Origin of the sequence: Lyngbya sp. CCY1209, from assembly GCF_035615495.1 — a bacterium.
Taxonomy (GTDB): domain Bacteria; phylum Cyanobacteriota; class Cyanobacteriia; order Cyanobacteriales; family Microcoleaceae; genus Limnospira.
In genome coordinates, this window is record NZ_JAJENU010000628.1 from 14,841 (window position 1) to 30,480 (window position 15,640).

Sequence of the window (15,640 nt, forward strand, 5' to 3'; positions counted from 1 at the left end):
TTTACAACGGTTTGATAAAATCGCCGGACTTCAGAATTTGTTGGTGATCCAAACCGCCTGGTAGGGTTCCAAGATTAACTTAGAGTAAATGTCGGTGATGGTGCGATCGCCGATCAGGTCGAACCAGGGATCGACGCAGATGAGATTCACGTCGGACAGGTTGAGTTGCTGGGGGCGATCGCTCAAATTAAAAATACAGAAAAGGCTCTGATCTCGGTTCATACTCTGCCGCCAAAATCCGAACAGCGATCGCTTCAGATGCAAAGTGTACTGCGTCGCATTGGGATGAAATGCGGGTTGACGACGGCGGATCTGAATGCGCCGGCAGAGTTCCTGAAAAACGATCGCCCGGTCCGAATGGGGGTTTTCCAAATCCCGTTCCAATGCCTCCAAATTCCACTGGTGGCGGTTGATCGCCCGATTGATTCCCCGCCGTTCCAACCGCTCGTAATCATTGCTGGTTGCCAACAAACTGTGAATGTAAAAAGCGGGAATCCCTTCCAAAGACATCATCAGCGTTTGGGAGCAGATAAACCGCTGCACCTGCCATTTATCTTCCCCCTTGACCGTGCCTTTCATGGCATCGAATAGGGAAATATTAATTTCGTAGGGACTCTCGCTCCCGTCCGGCTGTTTCCTCATGCTAATTTTGCCCCCAAATTTCTGCATGGTCGCCAACAAACTGTTATATTCTTCATCCGTCAGCAGCCCTTCCGCCGGACGCAATCCGATGCCGTCGTGGGAGGCGGTAAAGTTGAAATAGGCGCACCCGACGGGGGCGGGCGGCATACTCATCATCCAGGTCTTCAAGTGGTCGGATTTCCCCTGCAACATGGCGTTCAGCAGCAGCGGTGGCAGGCTGAAATTGTAGATCATGTGCGCCTCGTTGCGGTTGCCGAAATAGCTGAGATTTTCGCGGTTGGGAACGTTGGTTTCGGTGATCAACGCGACTTCCGGATCGATCATCTGCAACAGTTCCCGGATCAGTTTGATGATGGCGTGGGTTTGGGGCAGGTGAATGCAGGGGGTTCCGAGTTCTTTCCACAAAAAGCCGACGGCATCCAGGCGGATATATTTTCCCCCGATTTCTACTACATAAAACAGGATGATTTTGATATATTCGATCAAAACGTCCGGGTTGGCGAAGTTGACATCGACCTGATCTTCGCTGAAGGTCGCCCAAACGTATTTTTCGCCCTCCACCGTTTCCACTTTCACCAACAGGGGGCTGCTGCGGGGCCGGACGACTTCGGAAACGTCGGTATTCGGATCGATGGAAATAAAATAGTCCCGACCCGGTTTTTTGCAGGCTTTAAATTGTTGAAACCAGGAATGCTGGCTGGAGACGTGATTGAGAACCAAATCGACCATGAAGTTGAACTTGCCGGCGATACTTTTGACGTGGTTCCAATCCCCCAATTCGGGTTTGACGGTCAGATAATCGATCACCGCAAATCCGTCGTCGGAACTGTAGGGAAAGAAGGGGAGAATGTGGACTCCGGTGATGGTATCTTTGAGGCGGGTTTCCAGGAACCGATCCAAAACGGCGAGAGGTTTTTCGTCGGGATTGTCGCTGCAAATCGTATCCCCGTAGGTGATCAAGGTGACGTTATTTTCAGTCCACTTATTGAGATTTTCATGGGTTTGGGGAGAAATATGTTCCCGAATGATATCAAATAATTTTTCTGATAAATAAGAAGTCGTCGGTTCGTCGTAGACAATTTCCAGCAAGGGTTGAATGCGGCGACAAAAATATTCGTACTCAGTCTGAAATTGAGCAACGGTCATATTGCTTCCTCTCTGCGTCTAGATTTTCGCCCAATTGGATCGGTTCCAAAGGTCTTTCTTTGTTATAGCAAAAACCCATCGAAGCGATCGCACAAAAGTTAAGAAAACTTGAAATTTTTAAATCGTTCGGTCATCGAAGTTATGATCGATATGGGGGATGTAAATTCCCCGCGTTTTGGGATTTGAGGATTGAGAAAAAAACTCCTTTGTCCGGTAAAAGATGGAAATTTTGCGGGACTCCTTGAGAACCGTTCAATACAAGTAAAGATTTGTCAACAACCCCCGGGCCTGCGATCGCACTTTCGCCGAAGAACCGAAGGCGAGAAGTCCTTTGTGGTAAGGGAATGGGCTGTTTGGGCCGGACATCATCCGATGCGCCCCGACTGCAGCGAACCCCCGCACCCCGTACCCCCAGCCTAACCGATTTTAGCAAAAGCGTCCAGAGACGGAAGTCGTCCCCGGGGGCGGGGGGTGCGATCGCGGTATCGGTTCGGCGAATTGTCTACTTTTAGGTTGAGTTTTATGTTCCATCAATTTGAATGGCGAAAAGCGATAACGTTCTGTCTCGCAATTTTGCTCGGTTTTTGGGGTTTATTTCAGCCCTCTGCGTTGGCCGACAACAGGTCCGTCGAGGTCTTGTTTTTCCACAGCAAGACCTGCCCCCACTGCATCAAAGAAAAAGCCCTTCTGGAGTACATCGATGCCAACAATAAAACGGTCAAATTGACCGAGGTTGAGGTCGATGAACAGCCCGAAAAATGGGAACAGTTTCTCCGAGAAAATAATGTCAACACCGGGGCCGTTCCCCGCACCCTCATCGGGGACAAATCCTTTATCGGCTTCACCGAAGAAGAAGGGGAACTGGAATACAATCCAGTTTACAAAGCTTACATCGGATATCAAAACCAAATTGTGGCGGCGATCGAGGCGGAGTTAGGCACTGCGATAAACATCCCCGGGCGGGCGATCGCGGAAGAATCCGAAGCGGCTGTTTTCCCCGGAATTCCCAGTTGGATATTCCTGCTGCTGCCGATTTTCTATGCCCTCACCTATCCGATCTTCAACATTTCCGAGCGTCCGGTAGCCACGGGACGGCTGTGGGTGGGAGGATTGATGGGAACGGCGGTGGTGGGTCTGTTTTTGGCGATCGTTTTGACCCCGGATGTCGCCATCAAAGAATTCGCCCAAAATCTCCCCTTTCCCCTCTTTGTTTTTACCGTCGCTTTAGCCGACGGTTTCAACCCCTGCGCGTTTACCGTCCTGATCATTTTACTCTCCCTTTTGACCTACACCAAAAGCCGGCGCGACATGGCGATCGTGGGTTCCACCTTCGTGCTGACATCGGCTGTGATGTACTTTATTTTCATCATGGCAATGGTATTGGTGGGGTCAATTTTCCTGGAGAGATACGGTCAAATCGTTTTGGTCATTTTGGGGACACTGATTACTATCGCGGGGGCGATCAACATCAAAGATTTCTTCTGGTTCAAAAAATCGGTTTCCCTGTCCCTTTCCAAAGAACAGCAACTCGAAGTCACCCAAAAAGCGCGGCGGATCGTCAACCAACTGCAGACGGCACAACGCGATCGCGGCAAATTTGCGGCCGCCATCTTGGCGACGGTGCTGCTGGCAATTTTCGTGAACATTATCGAGTTGGGATGTACGGCGATCCTGCCGACGGTTTACATGGCGACCCTCGTCAACTCCTGCCAGACCGATGCCCTATTTTGCTATAGTGTCTGGACCGCATTTTATGCCGCCATCTACATCCTACCCCTGCTGGCGATTCTGTTCAGTTTTATCTACTCTTTTTCGTCCTATCGCCTGAAGGAAGAACAGGGCCGGTTTCTGAAGCTATTCGCGGGGGCGTTTATGGTCTTCTTCGGATTGATCATGATCGCCAAACCGGAATTGCTGGTGTTGGGCTAATCAATAATTGATAATTGATAATTGATAATTGTCAATTTTTCTTGCCGACTCCCCAATTCGGGTGACGGGGAACTTTTGACTTTCCCCACCGAGCACCGAGCACCGAGCACACCCCACCCCCCATCAATACACGACCGTACAAAACAGGAATTGCATTTGATCCCCGAGTTGGGTTTCCAATTCGTCCAGGGAGGCGGCATCGGCAACCAATTCTCCCCGCCGCAGAGCCACCCACCGGCCCCGGTAAGTGCTGCGATGTTGCAGGACCCAATTCAAATTGAGGGACATTTCCGGGTTGGGGGGCAATTCGTGAAACGCCAACGTCTTCGAGGCAAAAACCCGGGCGTACCGCCGAATTTTCTCGGAGTTCGGATAAGATTCAAACGCCTCAAACGCCAGGTCGGTGGCATGGCGGAAATTGTCCTGCCGGACGGCCCGATCGATCGCGCGGATGTAGTCCTCGGGGGAGCGATTCATGAGAGGTCACAGGTCGAGAGTTTGTGGATTGATAGCGATCGGCAGTCGGCTTTGGGCGATCGGCAAAGGTTGACCGTTCACGATTGGGAGGTTCCGGGAATTTCAGATGTCCCGATCGCTCCGGCGACTGCTGCAACTATCTAGATCTTATCTCTCCCTCATCCGGTTCGGCGCCGATCGCATCAGAACTCAACTCAGCCAGCAAATCCGGACGGCGTGAGCGGGTGCGCCGGAGTTGCTGTTCCCGCCGCCAGCGATCGATTTCCCCGTGGTTGCCGGAGAGCAAGACATCCGGCACCCGCATTCCCCGAAACTCCGCCGGTCGGGTATAGTGGGGATAATCCAACAGCCCGTCCTCGAAACTCTCGGCTTTGAGGGATTCCTCCTTTCCGACGGTTCCCGGGCGCAGGCGGACCACGCCGTTGATCAGGGCCAGGGCTGGAATTTCCCCGCCGGTGAGGACGAAATCCCCCAGGGACACCTCGCGAGTCACCAACTGCATCACCCGCTCATCGATGCCTTCGTAGTGGCCGCAGATCAAAACGAGCTGGTCGTAGTTGGCCGCGAGTTCTCGAAACAACCCCTGGTGCATCCGCTCCCCCTGGGGGGTCAACAAAATCACCTCCCGCCGCGGCAGGGGGGGGATGGATTCGACGGCCGCGAAAATGGGTTCGGGCTTCAACACCATGCCCACGCCCCCCCCATAGGGTTCGTCATCAACCCGGCGGTGCTTGTCGGTGGCGAAGTCTCGGGGATTGATGCAGTTGACCCGGGCGATGTTTCGGGCCAGGGCTTTGCCCAGGAGTCCCACTTGCAGGGAGGCCGAGAAAAAGTCGGGAAACAGGGTGATGATGTCGAATTGCACGAAACTTTGGATGGTGTCAGCTACTGTTAAGAAATCCTAATAAAAGTTTTAACATGAAAGCTACAATGTTATATAATAATGCATTAATCTAAAGAATTGTTTAAATTAGTATCGAAATATACTAAAATGCTAATATTTCCCTTGATTTGGCAATTTCGCCCCGGCGATCGCGTCTCCAATCCCGACTGAAGGCGATCGGGGTCAGCTCCCTCAGTCAAATGGAGTCCGTCCGTTTTCCCCGAGAGTCCGACCCCATCCGAGTTCCCATGCCGGATTCAACCTCAATTGGCACTCTGGCGATCGTCGTGTCGGGCGATGGGCCGATCCAGAGGGCCGGATATCTCAACAGGTCACGGGATGAGTCGAACCGACATCCTAAATCCGTGGGGAAATTCGCCAAAGACGTCAGATTCGGGAAATATCTCCGGTCTTTGAAGTTTGAGTCGGCGCCACTCGCCGTCAACCGGGGGGCAACTCCACGAGACATCAAATTCTGCCATCTCCTTCATGCCAATGGCGAGTGAAGTTGTTGGGTCAGAGTCGGACGACGGCCCTCGCGTGGAAGTCCGGAGTCAGCCGAAGAAGTCCCGGAGTTGAAGTCATGCCTACCACGAGGAGAATCAAATGCAGCAGTTGACATCTCAAGCCCTTGAACAAATGATCCACCAACAAACCAAAACCTCAATTCTCGTCATTGGGGGAGCCGAAGATAAGGTTCATGGACGTGAGATTCTGCAAACCTTTTTCAACCGAGCCGGCGGAGAAAACGCCCAACTGGCGATCGTGCCTTCGGCTTCCCGAGAACCGGCCATTCAAGGGGAACGCTACCAGAGAATTTTTGAAGAAATGGGTGTCAAAACGCTCAAAGTCTTCGATATTCGAGAGCGGCACCACTGCGAAGAACCCCAGTGGCACAGCTATTTAGAAGAATGTACGGGTGTGTTCATGACGGGTGGCGACCAGTTGCGACTCTACAGTTTGTTAGCCGACACCCCCCTGATGGAAAAAATTCGCACCGCAGCCCGGGCGGGCAAAATTGCCCTAGCCGGGACCAGCGCCGGGGCGGCGGTGATGAGCCACCACATGATCGCCGGTGGGGGGAGCGGGGAATCCCCCAACCGATCGCTCGTGGACATGGCGACGGGACTCGACATCCTGCCGGACCTGGTGGTGGACCAGCACTTCCACAACCGCAACCGCTTTTCTCGGTTAATTAGTGCGATCGCCACCCACCCCGACAAGATGGGCATCGGCATCGACGAGGACACCTGCGCCCTGTTTGAAGGGGGGGGCAAACTGCGGGTGATCGGCAAGGGGACCGTCACCATCGTCGATCCGAGGGAACTCTCCTACACCAACGCCCCCAGCGTCGGCGCCACGGACCCCCTGAGCCTGTTCGGGCTGCGGGTCCACGTGCTCTCCCACGGCGACACCTACGACATGGAGACCCGCACCGCCACCCCGGCCGCGGCCAGCTTGTAACTCCTCCCGTCCCAGCCCGGGGAACCGATCTCGACGGGGGCGAAACCGGCGATCGCCACCCGGTCGAGTTTTCTGGTTTTCAGACCCCCATCCCGGTCAGAAAACTGTTCGCTGCGAACAGTTTTGCGGTCTTTCACGTTTGACATTGGATACAACAGACGAATCACCCTAGAGAATTCCTGGATCGCCCACTCAGCTATGAAAATTCTTAGAATTCAGACCTTGCGAGGTCCCAACTACTGGAGCATTCGACGGCACAAACTGATCGTCATGCGCCTCGATCTCGAAGACCTGACGGAGCGCTACTCCTCCGACATCCCCGGCTTTTACGAGGGGCTCACCGCCGTCCTGCCCAGCCTGGTGGAACACCACTGCTCGCCCGGGGTGCGGGGGGGGTTTTTGACCCGGGTGCAGCGGGGGACGCTGATGGGGCATATTATCGAGCACGTCGCCCTCGAACTCCAGCAACTCGCGGGGATGCCGGTGGGATTCGGCCGCACCCGAGAAACCTCCACCCCCGGGACTTTCCAGGTGGTGTTCGAGTACGAAAACGAACACGCCGGACGCTACGCGGGGCGGGCGGCGGTGCGCCTGTGCCAGAGCATCGTGGACGCGGGAACCTACCCGGAAGCGGAGCTGACCCAAGATATCGAAGATCTCAAAGAATTGAGGGCCCAGGCCGCCCTCGGGCCGAGTACGGAGGCGATCGTCCGGGAGGCGGAAGCCCGCAACATCCCCTGGATGCAGTTGAGCGCCCGGTTCATGATCCAGTTCGGCTACGGGGTCAACCAAAAGCGCATCCAGGCCACGCTGACGGGAAACACAGGAATTCTGGGGGTCGAACTCGCCTGCGACAAAGAAGGGACCAAGCAGGTGCTGCGGGATGCCGGCGTCCCCGTGCCGAGGGGGACGGTGATCCGTTACTTTGACGAACTCCAGGACGCGATCGAAGACGTCGGCGGCTACCCCGTCGCCATCAAACCCCTCGACGGCAACCACGGCCGCGGCATCACCCTCGACATCACCACCTGGGAAACCGCCGAACAAGCCTACGACGCCGCCAGTACCGCCTCGAAAACCCGCAGCGTCATCGTCGAGCGCTTCTACACCGGCCGCGATCACCGGGTCCTGGTGGTCAACGGCCGGGTGGTGGCCGTCTCCGAACGGGTCCCGGCCCACGTCGTCGGCGACGGCAAATCCACCATCGAAGAATTGATCGAGGCCACCAACCGCGACCCCCGGCGGGGGGACGGACACGACAACGTCCTTACGCGCATCGTGGTGGATAAAACCGTCCTGTCCATGATCCAGGAGGCGGGACATACCATCGATTCCGTACTGCCCGAAGGTGAAATTTGCTTTTTGCGGGCGACGGCTAACCTCAGCACCGGGGGCAGCGCCATCGATCGCACCGACGAAGTGCACCCGGAAAATATCTGGCTGTTCGCCCGGGTCGCCAAAATCATCGGCCTGGACGTGGCCGGCATCGATGTCGTCACCCCGGACATCTCCAAACCCCTGCGGGACGTGGACGGGGTGATCGTGGAAGTCAACGCCGCCCCCGGATTCCGGATGCACGTCGCCCCCAGCGAGGGCCTGCCCCGGAACGTCGCCGGCGCCGTGATGGATATGCTCTTCCCCGGCCCCACCCCCAGCCGCGTCCCCATCCTGGCCGTGACCGGCACCAACGGCAAAACCACCACCACCAGGCTGCTGGCCCACATCATGAAGCAGACGGGGCAGGTGGTGGGCTACACCACCACCGACGGCACCTACATCGGGGACTACATGGCAGAACCGGGAGATAATACCGGACCCCAGAGCGCCCATTTGATCCTGCGGGACCCCACCGTGGAAGTGGCGGTACTGGAATCGGCCCGGGGGGGAATTTTGCGATCGGGCCTGGGATTCGACACCTGCGATATCGGCGTGGTGCTGAACGTGGCCGCCGACCACCTGGGATTGGGGGACATCGACACCATCGAACAGATGGCGAAGGTGAAGAGCGTGGTGGCCGAGGCCGTGATGCCGAGCGGCTACGCGGTGCTCAACGCCGATGATCCTCTGGTGGCGGGGATGGCCGAGCGGGTGAAGGCCCAGGTCGCCTATTTTTCCATGAATCCGGACAACGAGATCGTCCTCCGCCACGCCGAGGCGGGGGGTTTGGCGGCGGTCTACGAGAACGGCTATTTGTCCATTTTGAAGGGGGATTGGACCCTGCGGATCGAGCAGGCGGTGAACGTGCCGCTGACGATGGGGGGGCGGGCGCCGTTCATGATTGCCAACGCCCTGGCCGCCTGTCTGGCCGCCTTCGCCCAGGGGGTGAAGATTGAACACATCCGCTCGGCTCTGGCGTCCTTCGTGGCGTCGGCGGACCAGACGCCGGGGCGGATGAATCTGTTCAATATGGGCGAGTACCACGCCCTGGTGGACTACGCCCACAACCCGGCGAGTTACGAGGCCCTGGCGGGTTTCGTCAATAATTGGCCGGGACAGCGGATCGGCGTGGTCGGGGGTCCGGGCGATCGCCGCGACGAAGATTTCGTCACCCTCGGCCGGCTGTCCGCCAAGATGTTCGATGAGATCATCATCAAGGAAGACGACGACAATCGGGGCCGGACTCGGGGGGATGCCGCCAACTTAATTACCAAGGGCATCGAGGAGGTGATCGGCCGGGTTCCCGATCCCCGGGTCAAGTACGAGACGATCCTCGACGAGCAAGAGGCGATCCAAACCGGTTTGGATCGGGCGCCGGCCGGGGGGTTGGTGGTGATCTTGCCGGAGAGCGTCAAGCGGGCGATTCGACTGATCGAAGAGCGCAACCCGATTCAGGAAACTGACGGCGATCGCAACAGCCTCTCTCCAGCCAACGCCTGAAGGTTTGTGGGGGCGGGGGGAGCGGAGGGAGCGGAGGGAGCGGAGGGAGCGGAGGGAGCCCAGAAACGGGGGGGACATCCGCACCGCTTGGGAATCAATTCCCCGAGGGCGCAAGCCTTGCGCCCCTACTAGCGAAAATCATCTGAAGATGATTGGGGAATTTGTACGGACGGATATGAAACTTGCTTCCCCTGCCTCCTCTGCCTCCCCTGCCTCCTGTGCCCCCCTGCCTCCCCTGCCCCATTTAATATCAGCCGATATCGTCCTTTTTCGCGCCATTTTCCGGAGCGGGTTCGTCCCCCGCCCCCGTTTCCGCGTCTCCGGAGCCCCCCAATTCTTCCTTGAAGCCCCGCAAGGTCTGGCCGAGGCTGCGTCCCAACTCGGGAATTTTTTTCGGACCGAAAATCAAGGCCGCGATCGCGGCGATTACCGCTAATTCGGGCCATCCCAAACCAAACATAGTCCGACTCCTGATGTAAATTTCCTTAAAATTTTGCTCGTCCCTGAGCTGATATTCTTAATATTACCGCCGCCCGGGCAACCGGACCCGCAACTTTGCCGAATTTAGATTTGAGAATGTTAGAAACCTCTACCCCCTCCCTCAGACAACAGCAACACCCGCTCATCCGCGACCTCGCCGATGCGATCGAAGGCCTGTGGCATCGGCATTTCGACCTGGAACCCTACCACCTCCCGGAGGATTTGGGGTACATCGAGGGGCGGCTGGAAGGGGAAAAGCTGACCATCGAAAATCGCTGCTATCAAAGCCGGGAATTCCGGAAAATGCACCTGGAACTGGCAAAAGTCGGCGGCACCCTCGACATTCTGCACTGCGTCATGTTTCCCCGCAGCACCTACCCCCTGCCGATGTTCGGGACGGACTTGGTGGGGGGACGGGGGCAAATCGGGGCGGCGATCGTGGACCTGTCTCCGGCGGACGGGGGACGCACCCTCCCTGAAGCGTACCGAAGTGAACTGGGGCGAGTGCCCGAAAACCAATTTTCGCACCCCCGGGAGATTCCCGCTTGGGGAACGATCTTTTCCGAGTTTTGCCTGTTCGTGCGTCCGGCGAACCCGGAAGAAGAAAAGCTGTTTTTGAAGCGGGTGGAAACCTATCTGGACCTGCACTGTCGGCGGGCGATCGCCCAAACCCCCGTATCCCCGGAACGGGAGGCCGAAATTATCGCCGCCCAACGCCACTACTGCACCCAACAGCAGCAAAACGACAAAACCCGTCGCGTCCTCGAACGGGCTTTCGGGCCGGAGTGGGCCGATCGCTACATGACGACGGTCCTCTTCGATTGTCCGAATCCTTGATGCGGCGGCTTCCGAACCCCGATCAGGGATTGAAGTGGGTGCCGCCGCTCGGCACGGCTTTGCGACGCTTGGACTTCTTGCGAGCCTTGGCGGAGTCGGCATTCTTGATGCCACTTTCCGGCACCTTTCTCGTGGTTCGGAAGGTGACGTTCATCCCCTCGGTGGACTGATCCAACACCAGCAGGGGCGTGGGTTTAGCCTTTTGATCCCACTCGATGTGGACGATACGGCCTTGGATGGTGGGTTGCCAGGTGTCGTGGTCGTCGGAGGGACTCAAATAGGTTTCCAGACAGTCAATGATCTGATTGATGGTGGTGGAAGTCGCCTGGGTGGGCAGTTTCATCAGGCGAATTTGTATCCGAAATAGCACCCGTTTTTTGGAGTGTTCGGCATCTCCCGTCTCGTACTCCACATCGAACGTCGCATCGACCTGGCGACCCTGGCCGGCGTTGCTTTTTTCGCCGACGGCTGCCTGGGTTGGCCGCAGTGCCAGGGCAATTTGCTGCTTCACCTTCATCTTGATTTGGACGATGATGGCGTAGTGGAATACGTCCTCGGCCATCCGCATTCTCAGATAGTCGAGGTTGAATTCTCGGGAGTGAATGAGGTCGGGGTTTTTCTCCATTTTGGAGATCGTCGCCAGGGCTAACTTGTATTTTTTGTGGAGTTCTTTATTTCTAAAATGCTCCATTTTTAACTGCTTGGCAAGATTTTTGTTTTTGGAGTTGTAAATCGCCGCGACTGCGATCAGTATGACGAGCATCAAACCGGTCGCCCCCATCCAAATCATCTCGGAGGTGATTTTGGGCATCGAATTGGGGGCCGGGTCTGCCGGGGGCGTTTGAGCCAGAGTGGATTCAACCCGGTGTAAATTTGTCGGAGGCAACATAAGCATTCATCAATATCAATAACGGTTAACTTCCCGGGGACGATCGCACCAATTTCATCGGCGTGAACGGAAGATGAATGGAAGGCGAATCTGAGGAATCGAATCAAATTTGCGTTCCATACCCCGAGGGGTTCTATACTACAAATGATACCAAATGTATCTGCCCACCTTTTTTCACCGCTCCGGCATCCCGGACGATCGCCGTCCCGCCGCGATCGCGCACCCCGTCCGATGTGGGCGATCGCATCCGCAATTTCGCGATCGCACCGTTCCAATCATTGCCAAAATTTGAGTCGCTCAATCCGGATTTTTACGGAAAAAATTGGCTCTGAAGCCCTGCCCTCCGAGGGCAATTTTTTCGGCCCGAACCCCTAATTTTCTGCACCTCCCCCCCCGTCTCGCCATGTTTCCGGGGAGAATGAAACGGCCCCCCGAAAAGGGGGGCGAGTGTCAAGATGGGTTCCGGACTTTGGCGAGGGTTTCTTCCATGACGGAGAGTTCCACCGCACCGGAGAGGACTTCGCCGTTCATCACGAAGAAGGGCGTCCCGGAAATGCCGAGGGCCTGGGCCAGTTGTATGTCTTGCTGGATGGCGGCGATCGCTTCGTCGCTGTTGCGATCGCTGTTAAACTGCTCCAGATCCAAATTCAGCGATCGGGCAATCTCAACGTAAAGCTCCTCTCCGAGTCGATCCTGCTGCTCGAATAGCGCGTCTTGATAGTCCCAGAATTTCCCCTGCTGCCCGGCTGCCCAGGCCGCTTTGGCGGCGGGTACGGCTTCGGGGTGAATTTGCGCCAGGGGCAAATGTTTGTACACCAGCGTCACGCGATCGCCATTTTTGTCCATAAATTGTTTGACGGTGTCGTGGGCGCGGGCGCAGAAGGGACACTGAAAATCCGAAAACTCCACCAGCACGATCTCTGCGTCCGCCGCGCCGGTAGTGGGAGAATCCCCGATCACGGCTCGGGGATTTTCTTTCATTTTCTCCAAAAACGAACCCCGCGCCTCGCTGAGTTGGTTTTTTTGCTGTTCCTGATAGGCCTGCACGGACTCCAGGATAGCTTCGGGGTTGTCGCGGATCACTTGCAATACTTGCTGTTCAAAATCCGAAGATGGAGCGGTTTGCGAACAGCCGCCCAGCGCCACCAAAATCATGCAGAATAGCCCCACGACCGGGGTTTGCCACTGCCGTCTCGAAGCGTTTGTCATGAACCCGTTTCCATCCCGTCAAATTCTGCTCTCCAGTTTAGCCGATCGCGCGATCGCCCTGGGGATTCAAGATTCGTCTTCGGGTTCGACGGGCAGACAGATCAGACTCTCGCCGTACATATAAATCAAACCTTGCTGCCGCAGTTGACCCATCAGGCGCGTCACCGTCACCCGCGTCGATCCGATCGCGCTGCCGATTTGGGAGTGGGTCAGCGGCCAGGGCAGGCGGTAGCCCCGCACGGCGTCGGGCCCGGTGCCGCTGGCATAATATTCCCCGTATTCTTCGATGAGGAGGGTGATGAATCCCAACAGGCGATCGAGGGTGCGGCGCTGGCCGAGGGTACTGAGCCACAGCAGTTTCCGCTGGTGTTGGTAGCGGAAGGCGTCGAGAACGTCCCGCCGAAATTGGGGCCAGTTGTCCAGATCGTTCCAGTACATCCACACGATGCTGGTATCTTCGGTGTGGGCGTAGGCGTGAAGTGTAAACGGAGACTGGGCGATCAGTTCAAAGGGCTGACCCTTACCCACGAACCCCAGAAAGGCTTCTTCCAGGTTGCGACGTCGCCGGGGTTTCCCCGATTTTCCCCGCGCTTGGGTACTTCCGACCAGGCGGATGGCGCCCGATTGCACCAGGTACAGGAGTCCGGGTCGGGCGGGGATGCGCTCATCTTTCGCGAACGACCGACAGCGATAATGCTCTTGTGCCCAATCTGTGATTTCTTGCCAAGTTAAAAACGGGCGGGGGGACTCTGACACGATAGGAGTTGACTGCATAGGAACATCTTCCAGCCGGAGATTAAGTTGTCAAACAGACCTGTCTGTTGGGAGTGGCGACCACTCGGAGGAGGGTGAGATTACACCTCATGTATATCAACCTGAGCTAAGTTGGATCTAATGTAACAAAAAACACATCGCATTTGGTACAACCCGAAGGGCATCGCGGCAATTGTCCGCATTTCTCAGGTGATTTCCGGGCTTTTTGGGGAATTATTCGATCGCTTGAGAGCAACCGTACATGGGAATTCCGGTCATTCAGGAAATTTTGATCCGCCACATCCGCTCGGCCGTCGCGGAGGAGATTTCGTCCGCCGACATTCCCATTGCCCGCGTCAGGGATATCACCACAATTCGCTATATTTCGGCGATCGCGCTAAAATTGGCGGCGGAGATGTCGCGATCGCCCGTGGAGCTCGGGAGAGCGATCGCAACACCGGAAATGGAAAAATCGGGGATAATCGCCACGGTGTTGGAGTCGGGGATGATGCAATTCGACCTCACCGATGCGGCGGTGGCGGACTGGCTGCAAAAAATGACGCAAATTCCCTTTCCAGAAACGGGTTATTCTCGCGATTCGGATTCCCTTGATTCTCCCCTTTTTCCAATTCAATACGCCCACGCCCGCTGCTGTTCTCTGCTGCGAATGGCACACCGCGATCGCCTCATCACCCTCGCCGAACCCGACCCGGCGATCGCCCCGAAGTTGTGGAAATGGGCGGAACCCGCCGCCGTTCCCTGGCTGGACGATGCGGGGAAGTTGCGATCGCGCGATCGGGCAGAAATGGAACTAATTTCACAATTGATTAATACAGTCGATATCTGTTATTTCCCCCCCCGAAAGTTGCGGTGGGAAACGGTGGGAGCGGGATTGGCGGAAGGGTGCGATCGCTTTTTTCGCCGCTGTCCAATTTGGGGTGAGGTGAAATTAAACGATTTTGAATTATCCCGATTTCGCCTGGGTTTGTTGGTGGTGACGCAATCGATTTTGCGGTTTATTTTGCAGGAAAAATTGGGTGCGATCGCGCCGTTGGAGTTGTGAACGATAACTTAGAGGCAAGCGAACCGCTTGGTTATCGCCACTCATAAACAACTGTGCAGTTTCCATTGGTTGTTCCGTCTAACAAGCTACAATATAGACATGACTTTAATACTTTGAGTTCGATGAATTGACTTTTGAGATTTTTCATTGGTTATAAATTCCGTTGCTCCAACTGAGACTGCCGCCGCAATATGCAAAGCATCCATCGCCCCCAGTCCAAATTGGCTAGATTCTCGATAGGCTTGTTCAATGATAGTGTTGATATCGTTCGCCCAGTAAACAACTGCATCAAAAAAAGTTTCATAAAACTCGATCTCGCTACTTTGTTGATGATAAATAGCTTTTGGCAAAACCTCTAATTTCAGGAAAATACTAGACGCAAATTCTCGCTGGTTATCCTCTAATATTTGTAAAGCGAGTTCAGCTATTTCATTTTCAGCACGAGCCGCATAAATTAACACTCCAGCATCGACAAATGTTCGGATCATTATTAGTCTACATAGCCTCCACGACGTTCGGCTTTTTCTTGTTGGATTTCTTCTGGGGTTAACAAAGGTATCCCAGATTCTATGATTTCTCGGCGAATTTTCCTTAATTTTTCTCCGAGTGGGGAACTCGGCTCAGTCGGTTTTTGGTTTTGAGAAATGGCATCGATAAAGGCGAGCACTTGTTGCTGTTTTTCAGGATCTAAACTCTGCCATTTTTCTAATAATTGTTGTGTGGTCATTTGGATTACTTCCTGATTTTAAGCTCTGATTAATTATAGTATAGCCTTACTTGCGCCGCCACCAAAGCCGCCTAAAACGCCGTAACCTCCTTCTCACCGGCGAATCCCCGCAACGCCTGCCCATTTATTGCCTCAACGCCGACATCCTCACCGATGATTGATAAATGCAAATAAGCGATCGCGATACTTGCGATCGCGCCGTTGGAGTTGTGAGAGGACAGATACAGCGGTTTTCGCTCGAATGAGATCCGGATGATCCCCCTA

The 15,640-nt window shown here is 55.5% G+C and carries 17 protein-coding genes; 5 read left to right on the forward strand and 12 right to left on the reverse strand.

Annotation, left to right across the window (positions count from 1 at the left end; translation table 11 throughout):
* Nucleotides 1-30 precede the first annotated feature (30 nt).
* A complete protein-coding gene (locus LKE08_RS23870) occupies nucleotides 31-1,788 on the reverse strand; it encodes an alpha-amylase family glycosyl hydrolase (protein ID WP_324706775.1) in 1,758 nt (585 codons plus the stop codon).
* A 522-nt stretch (nucleotides 1,789-2,310) separates the two neighbouring features.
* Between LKE08_RS23870 and LKE08_RS23875 the strand changes: the two genes are divergently transcribed.
* Nucleotides 2,311-3,717: a glutaredoxin domain-containing protein gene (locus LKE08_RS23875; RefSeq protein ID WP_324706776.1), complete on the forward strand. Its 1,407-nt coding sequence runs from the start codon at nucleotides 2,311-2,313 to the stop codon at nucleotides 3,715-3,717.
* A gap of 123 nt (nucleotides 3,718-3,840) precedes the next feature.
* Here the strand turns inward: LKE08_RS23875 and LKE08_RS23880 are convergent, their stop codons facing one another.
* Both LKE08_RS23880 and trmD read right to left on the reverse strand, forming a co-directional pair.
* Nucleotides 3,841-4,194, reverse strand: coding sequence for a hypothetical protein (locus LKE08_RS23880; RefSeq protein ID WP_324706777.1), 354 nt, complete (start codon nucleotides 4,192-4,194; stop codon nucleotides 3,841-3,843).
* 136 nt (nucleotides 4,195-4,330) lie between these two features.
* Nucleotides 4,331-5,059, reverse strand: a complete 729-nt coding sequence (trmD, locus tag LKE08_RS23885; protein WP_324706778.1) for a tRNA (guanosine(37)-N1)-methyltransferase TrmD — start codon at nucleotides 5,057-5,059, stop codon at nucleotides 4,331-4,333.
* A gap of 624 nt (nucleotides 5,060-5,683) precedes the next feature.
* Between trmD and LKE08_RS23890 the strand changes: the two genes are divergently transcribed.
* On the forward strand, nucleotides 5,684-6,541 hold the full coding sequence (locus LKE08_RS23890) for a cyanophycinase (protein ID WP_324706779.1): 858 nt from the start codon (nucleotides 5,684-5,686) through the stop codon (nucleotides 6,539-6,541).
* Here LKE08_RS23890 and LKE08_RS23895 read toward each other — a convergent pair.
* Nucleotides 6,493-6,687, reverse strand: coding sequence for a hypothetical protein (locus LKE08_RS23895; protein ID WP_324706780.1), 195 nt, complete (start codon nucleotides 6,685-6,687; stop codon nucleotides 6,493-6,495). The genes LKE08_RS23890 and LKE08_RS23895 overlap by 49 nt on opposite strands.
* A 52-nt stretch (nucleotides 6,688-6,739) precedes the next feature.
* Here LKE08_RS23895 and cphA point away from each other — a divergent pair, with 52 nt between their 5' ends.
* Entirely contained in the window at nucleotides 6,740-9,418 is a 2,679-nt protein-coding gene (gene cphA / locus LKE08_RS23900; protein WP_324706781.1) for a cyanophycin synthetase, read from the forward strand.
* Nucleotides 9,419-9,668: 250 nt separating this feature from the next.
* Here the strand turns inward: cphA and tatA are convergent, their stop codons facing one another.
* A complete protein-coding gene (gene tatA, locus LKE08_RS23905) occupies nucleotides 9,669-9,878 on the reverse strand; it encodes a twin-arginine translocase TatA/TatE family subunit (protein WP_324706782.1) in 210 nt (69 codons plus the stop codon).
* 116 nt (nucleotides 9,879-9,994) lie between these two features.
* Here tatA and LKE08_RS23910 point away from each other — a divergent pair, with 116 nt between their 5' ends.
* Nucleotides 9,995-10,735, forward strand: a complete 741-nt coding sequence (locus LKE08_RS23910; protein WP_324706783.1) for a phycocyanobilin:ferredoxin oxidoreductase — start codon at nucleotides 9,995-9,997, stop codon at nucleotides 10,733-10,735.
* A 22-nt stretch (nucleotides 10,736-10,757) separates the two neighbouring features.
* Here LKE08_RS23910 and LKE08_RS23915 read toward each other — a convergent pair whose 3' ends face one another.
* The 4 genes from LKE08_RS23915 to LKE08_RS23930 all read right to left on the reverse strand — a co-directional run bounded on the left by LKE08_RS23915 (nucleotide 10,758) and on the right by LKE08_RS23930 (nucleotide 13,607).
* Entirely contained in the window at nucleotides 10,758-11,624 is an 867-nt protein-coding gene (locus LKE08_RS23915; protein WP_324706784.1) for a hypothetical protein, read from the reverse strand.
* Nucleotides 11,625-11,757: 133 nt separating this feature from the next.
* Nucleotides 11,758-11,925 carry a hypothetical protein gene (locus LKE08_RS23920; RefSeq protein ID WP_324706785.1) on the reverse strand — a complete coding sequence of 56 codons (168 nt, stop codon included), beginning with the start codon at nucleotides 11,923-11,925 and terminating at the stop codon, nucleotides 11,758-11,760.
* A 149-nt stretch (nucleotides 11,926-12,074) separates the two neighbouring features.
* Nucleotides 12,075-12,779 (reverse strand): DsbA family protein, encoded by a 705-nt coding sequence (locus tag LKE08_RS23925; protein ID WP_375341462.1) that lies wholly within the window; start codon nucleotides 12,777-12,779, stop codon nucleotides 12,075-12,077.
* Between the two features lie 120 nt (nucleotides 12,780-12,899).
* A complete protein-coding gene (locus LKE08_RS23930; protein WP_324706787.1) occupies nucleotides 12,900-13,607 on the reverse strand; it encodes a Crp/Fnr family transcriptional regulator in 708 nt (235 codons plus the stop codon).
* Between the two features lie 241 nt (nucleotides 13,608-13,848).
* On the opposite strand from LKE08_RS23930, the gene LKE08_RS23935 reads away from it, so the two are divergent.
* Nucleotides 13,849-14,649, forward strand: coding sequence for an arginyl-tRNA synthetase (locus tag LKE08_RS23935; RefSeq protein ID WP_324706788.1), 801 nt, complete (start codon nucleotides 13,849-13,851; stop codon nucleotides 14,647-14,649).
* Nucleotides 14,650-14,735: 86 nt separating this feature from the next.
* Here the strand turns inward: LKE08_RS23935 and LKE08_RS23940 are convergent, their stop codons facing one another.
* The 3 genes from LKE08_RS23940 to LKE08_RS23950 all read right to left on the reverse strand — a co-directional run.
* Nucleotides 14,736-15,137, reverse strand: coding sequence for a PIN domain-containing protein (locus LKE08_RS23940; RefSeq protein WP_324706789.1), 402 nt, complete (start codon nucleotides 15,135-15,137; stop codon nucleotides 14,736-14,738).
* A 2-nt stretch (nucleotides 15,138-15,139) separates the two neighbouring features.
* The gene (locus tag LKE08_RS23945; protein ID WP_324706790.1) at nucleotides 15,140-15,376 is read right to left on the reverse strand and encodes a hypothetical protein; all 237 of its coding nucleotides are present in this window, start codon (nucleotides 15,374-15,376) and stop codon (nucleotides 15,140-15,142) included.
* A 71-nt stretch (nucleotides 15,377-15,447) separates the two neighbouring features.
* Nucleotides 15,448-15,640 (reverse strand): hypothetical protein (locus LKE08_RS23950; protein WP_324706791.1); only part of this gene is annotated, 193 nt, incomplete at its 5' end.

Bases quoted from the DNA above. Each gene is read 5' to 3' on its own strand.
- tatA (WP_324706782.1), bottom strand. From the start codon at position 9,878: ATGTTTGGTTTGGGATGGCCCGAATTAGCGGTAATCGCCGCGATCGCG.
- LKE08_RS23880 (WP_324706777.1), bottom strand. From the start codon at position 4,194: ATGAATCGCTCCCCCGAGGACTACATCCGCGCGATCGATCGGGCCGTC.
- LKE08_RS23925 (WP_375341462.1), bottom strand. From the start codon at position 12,779: ATGATTTTGGTGGCGCTGGGCGGCTGTTCGCAAACCGCTCCATCTTCG.
- LKE08_RS23930 (WP_324706787.1), bottom strand. From the start codon at position 13,607: ATGCAGTCAACTCCTATCGTGTCAGAGTCCCCCCGCCCGTTTTTAACT.
- LKE08_RS23895 (WP_324706780.1), bottom strand. From the start codon at position 6,687: ATGTCAAACGTGAAAGACCGCAAAACTGTTCGCAGCGAACAGTTTTCT.
- LKE08_RS23910 (WP_324706783.1), top strand. From the start codon at position 9,995: ATGTTAGAAACCTCTACCCCCTCCCTCAGACAACAGCAACACCCGCTC.
- LKE08_RS23890 (WP_324706779.1), top strand. From the start codon at position 5,684: ATGCAGCAGTTGACATCTCAAGCCCTTGAACAAATGATCCACCAACAA.
- LKE08_RS23875 (WP_324706776.1), top strand. From the start codon at position 2,311: ATGTTCCATCAATTTGAATGGCGAAAAGCGATAACGTTCTGTCTCGCA.
- LKE08_RS23870 (WP_324706775.1), bottom strand. From the start codon at position 1,788: ATGACCGTTGCTCAATTTCAGACTGAGTACGAATATTTTTGTCGCCGC.
- LKE08_RS23935 (WP_324706788.1), top strand. From the start codon at position 13,849: ATGGGAATTCCGGTCATTCAGGAAATTTTGATCCGCCACATCCGCTCG.
- LKE08_RS23945 (WP_324706790.1), bottom strand. From the start codon at position 15,376: ATGACCACACAACAATTATTAGAAAAATGGCAGAGTTTAGATCCTGAA.
- cphA (WP_324706781.1), top strand. From the start codon at position 6,740: ATGAAAATTCTTAGAATTCAGACCTTGCGAGGTCCCAACTACTGGAGC.
- LKE08_RS23940 (WP_324706789.1), bottom strand. From the start codon at position 15,137: ATGATCCGAACATTTGTCGATGCTGGAGTGTTAATTTATGCGGCTCGT.
- LKE08_RS23915 (WP_324706784.1), bottom strand. From the start codon at position 11,624: ATGTTGCCTCCGACAAATTTACACCGGGTTGAATCCACTCTGGCTCAA.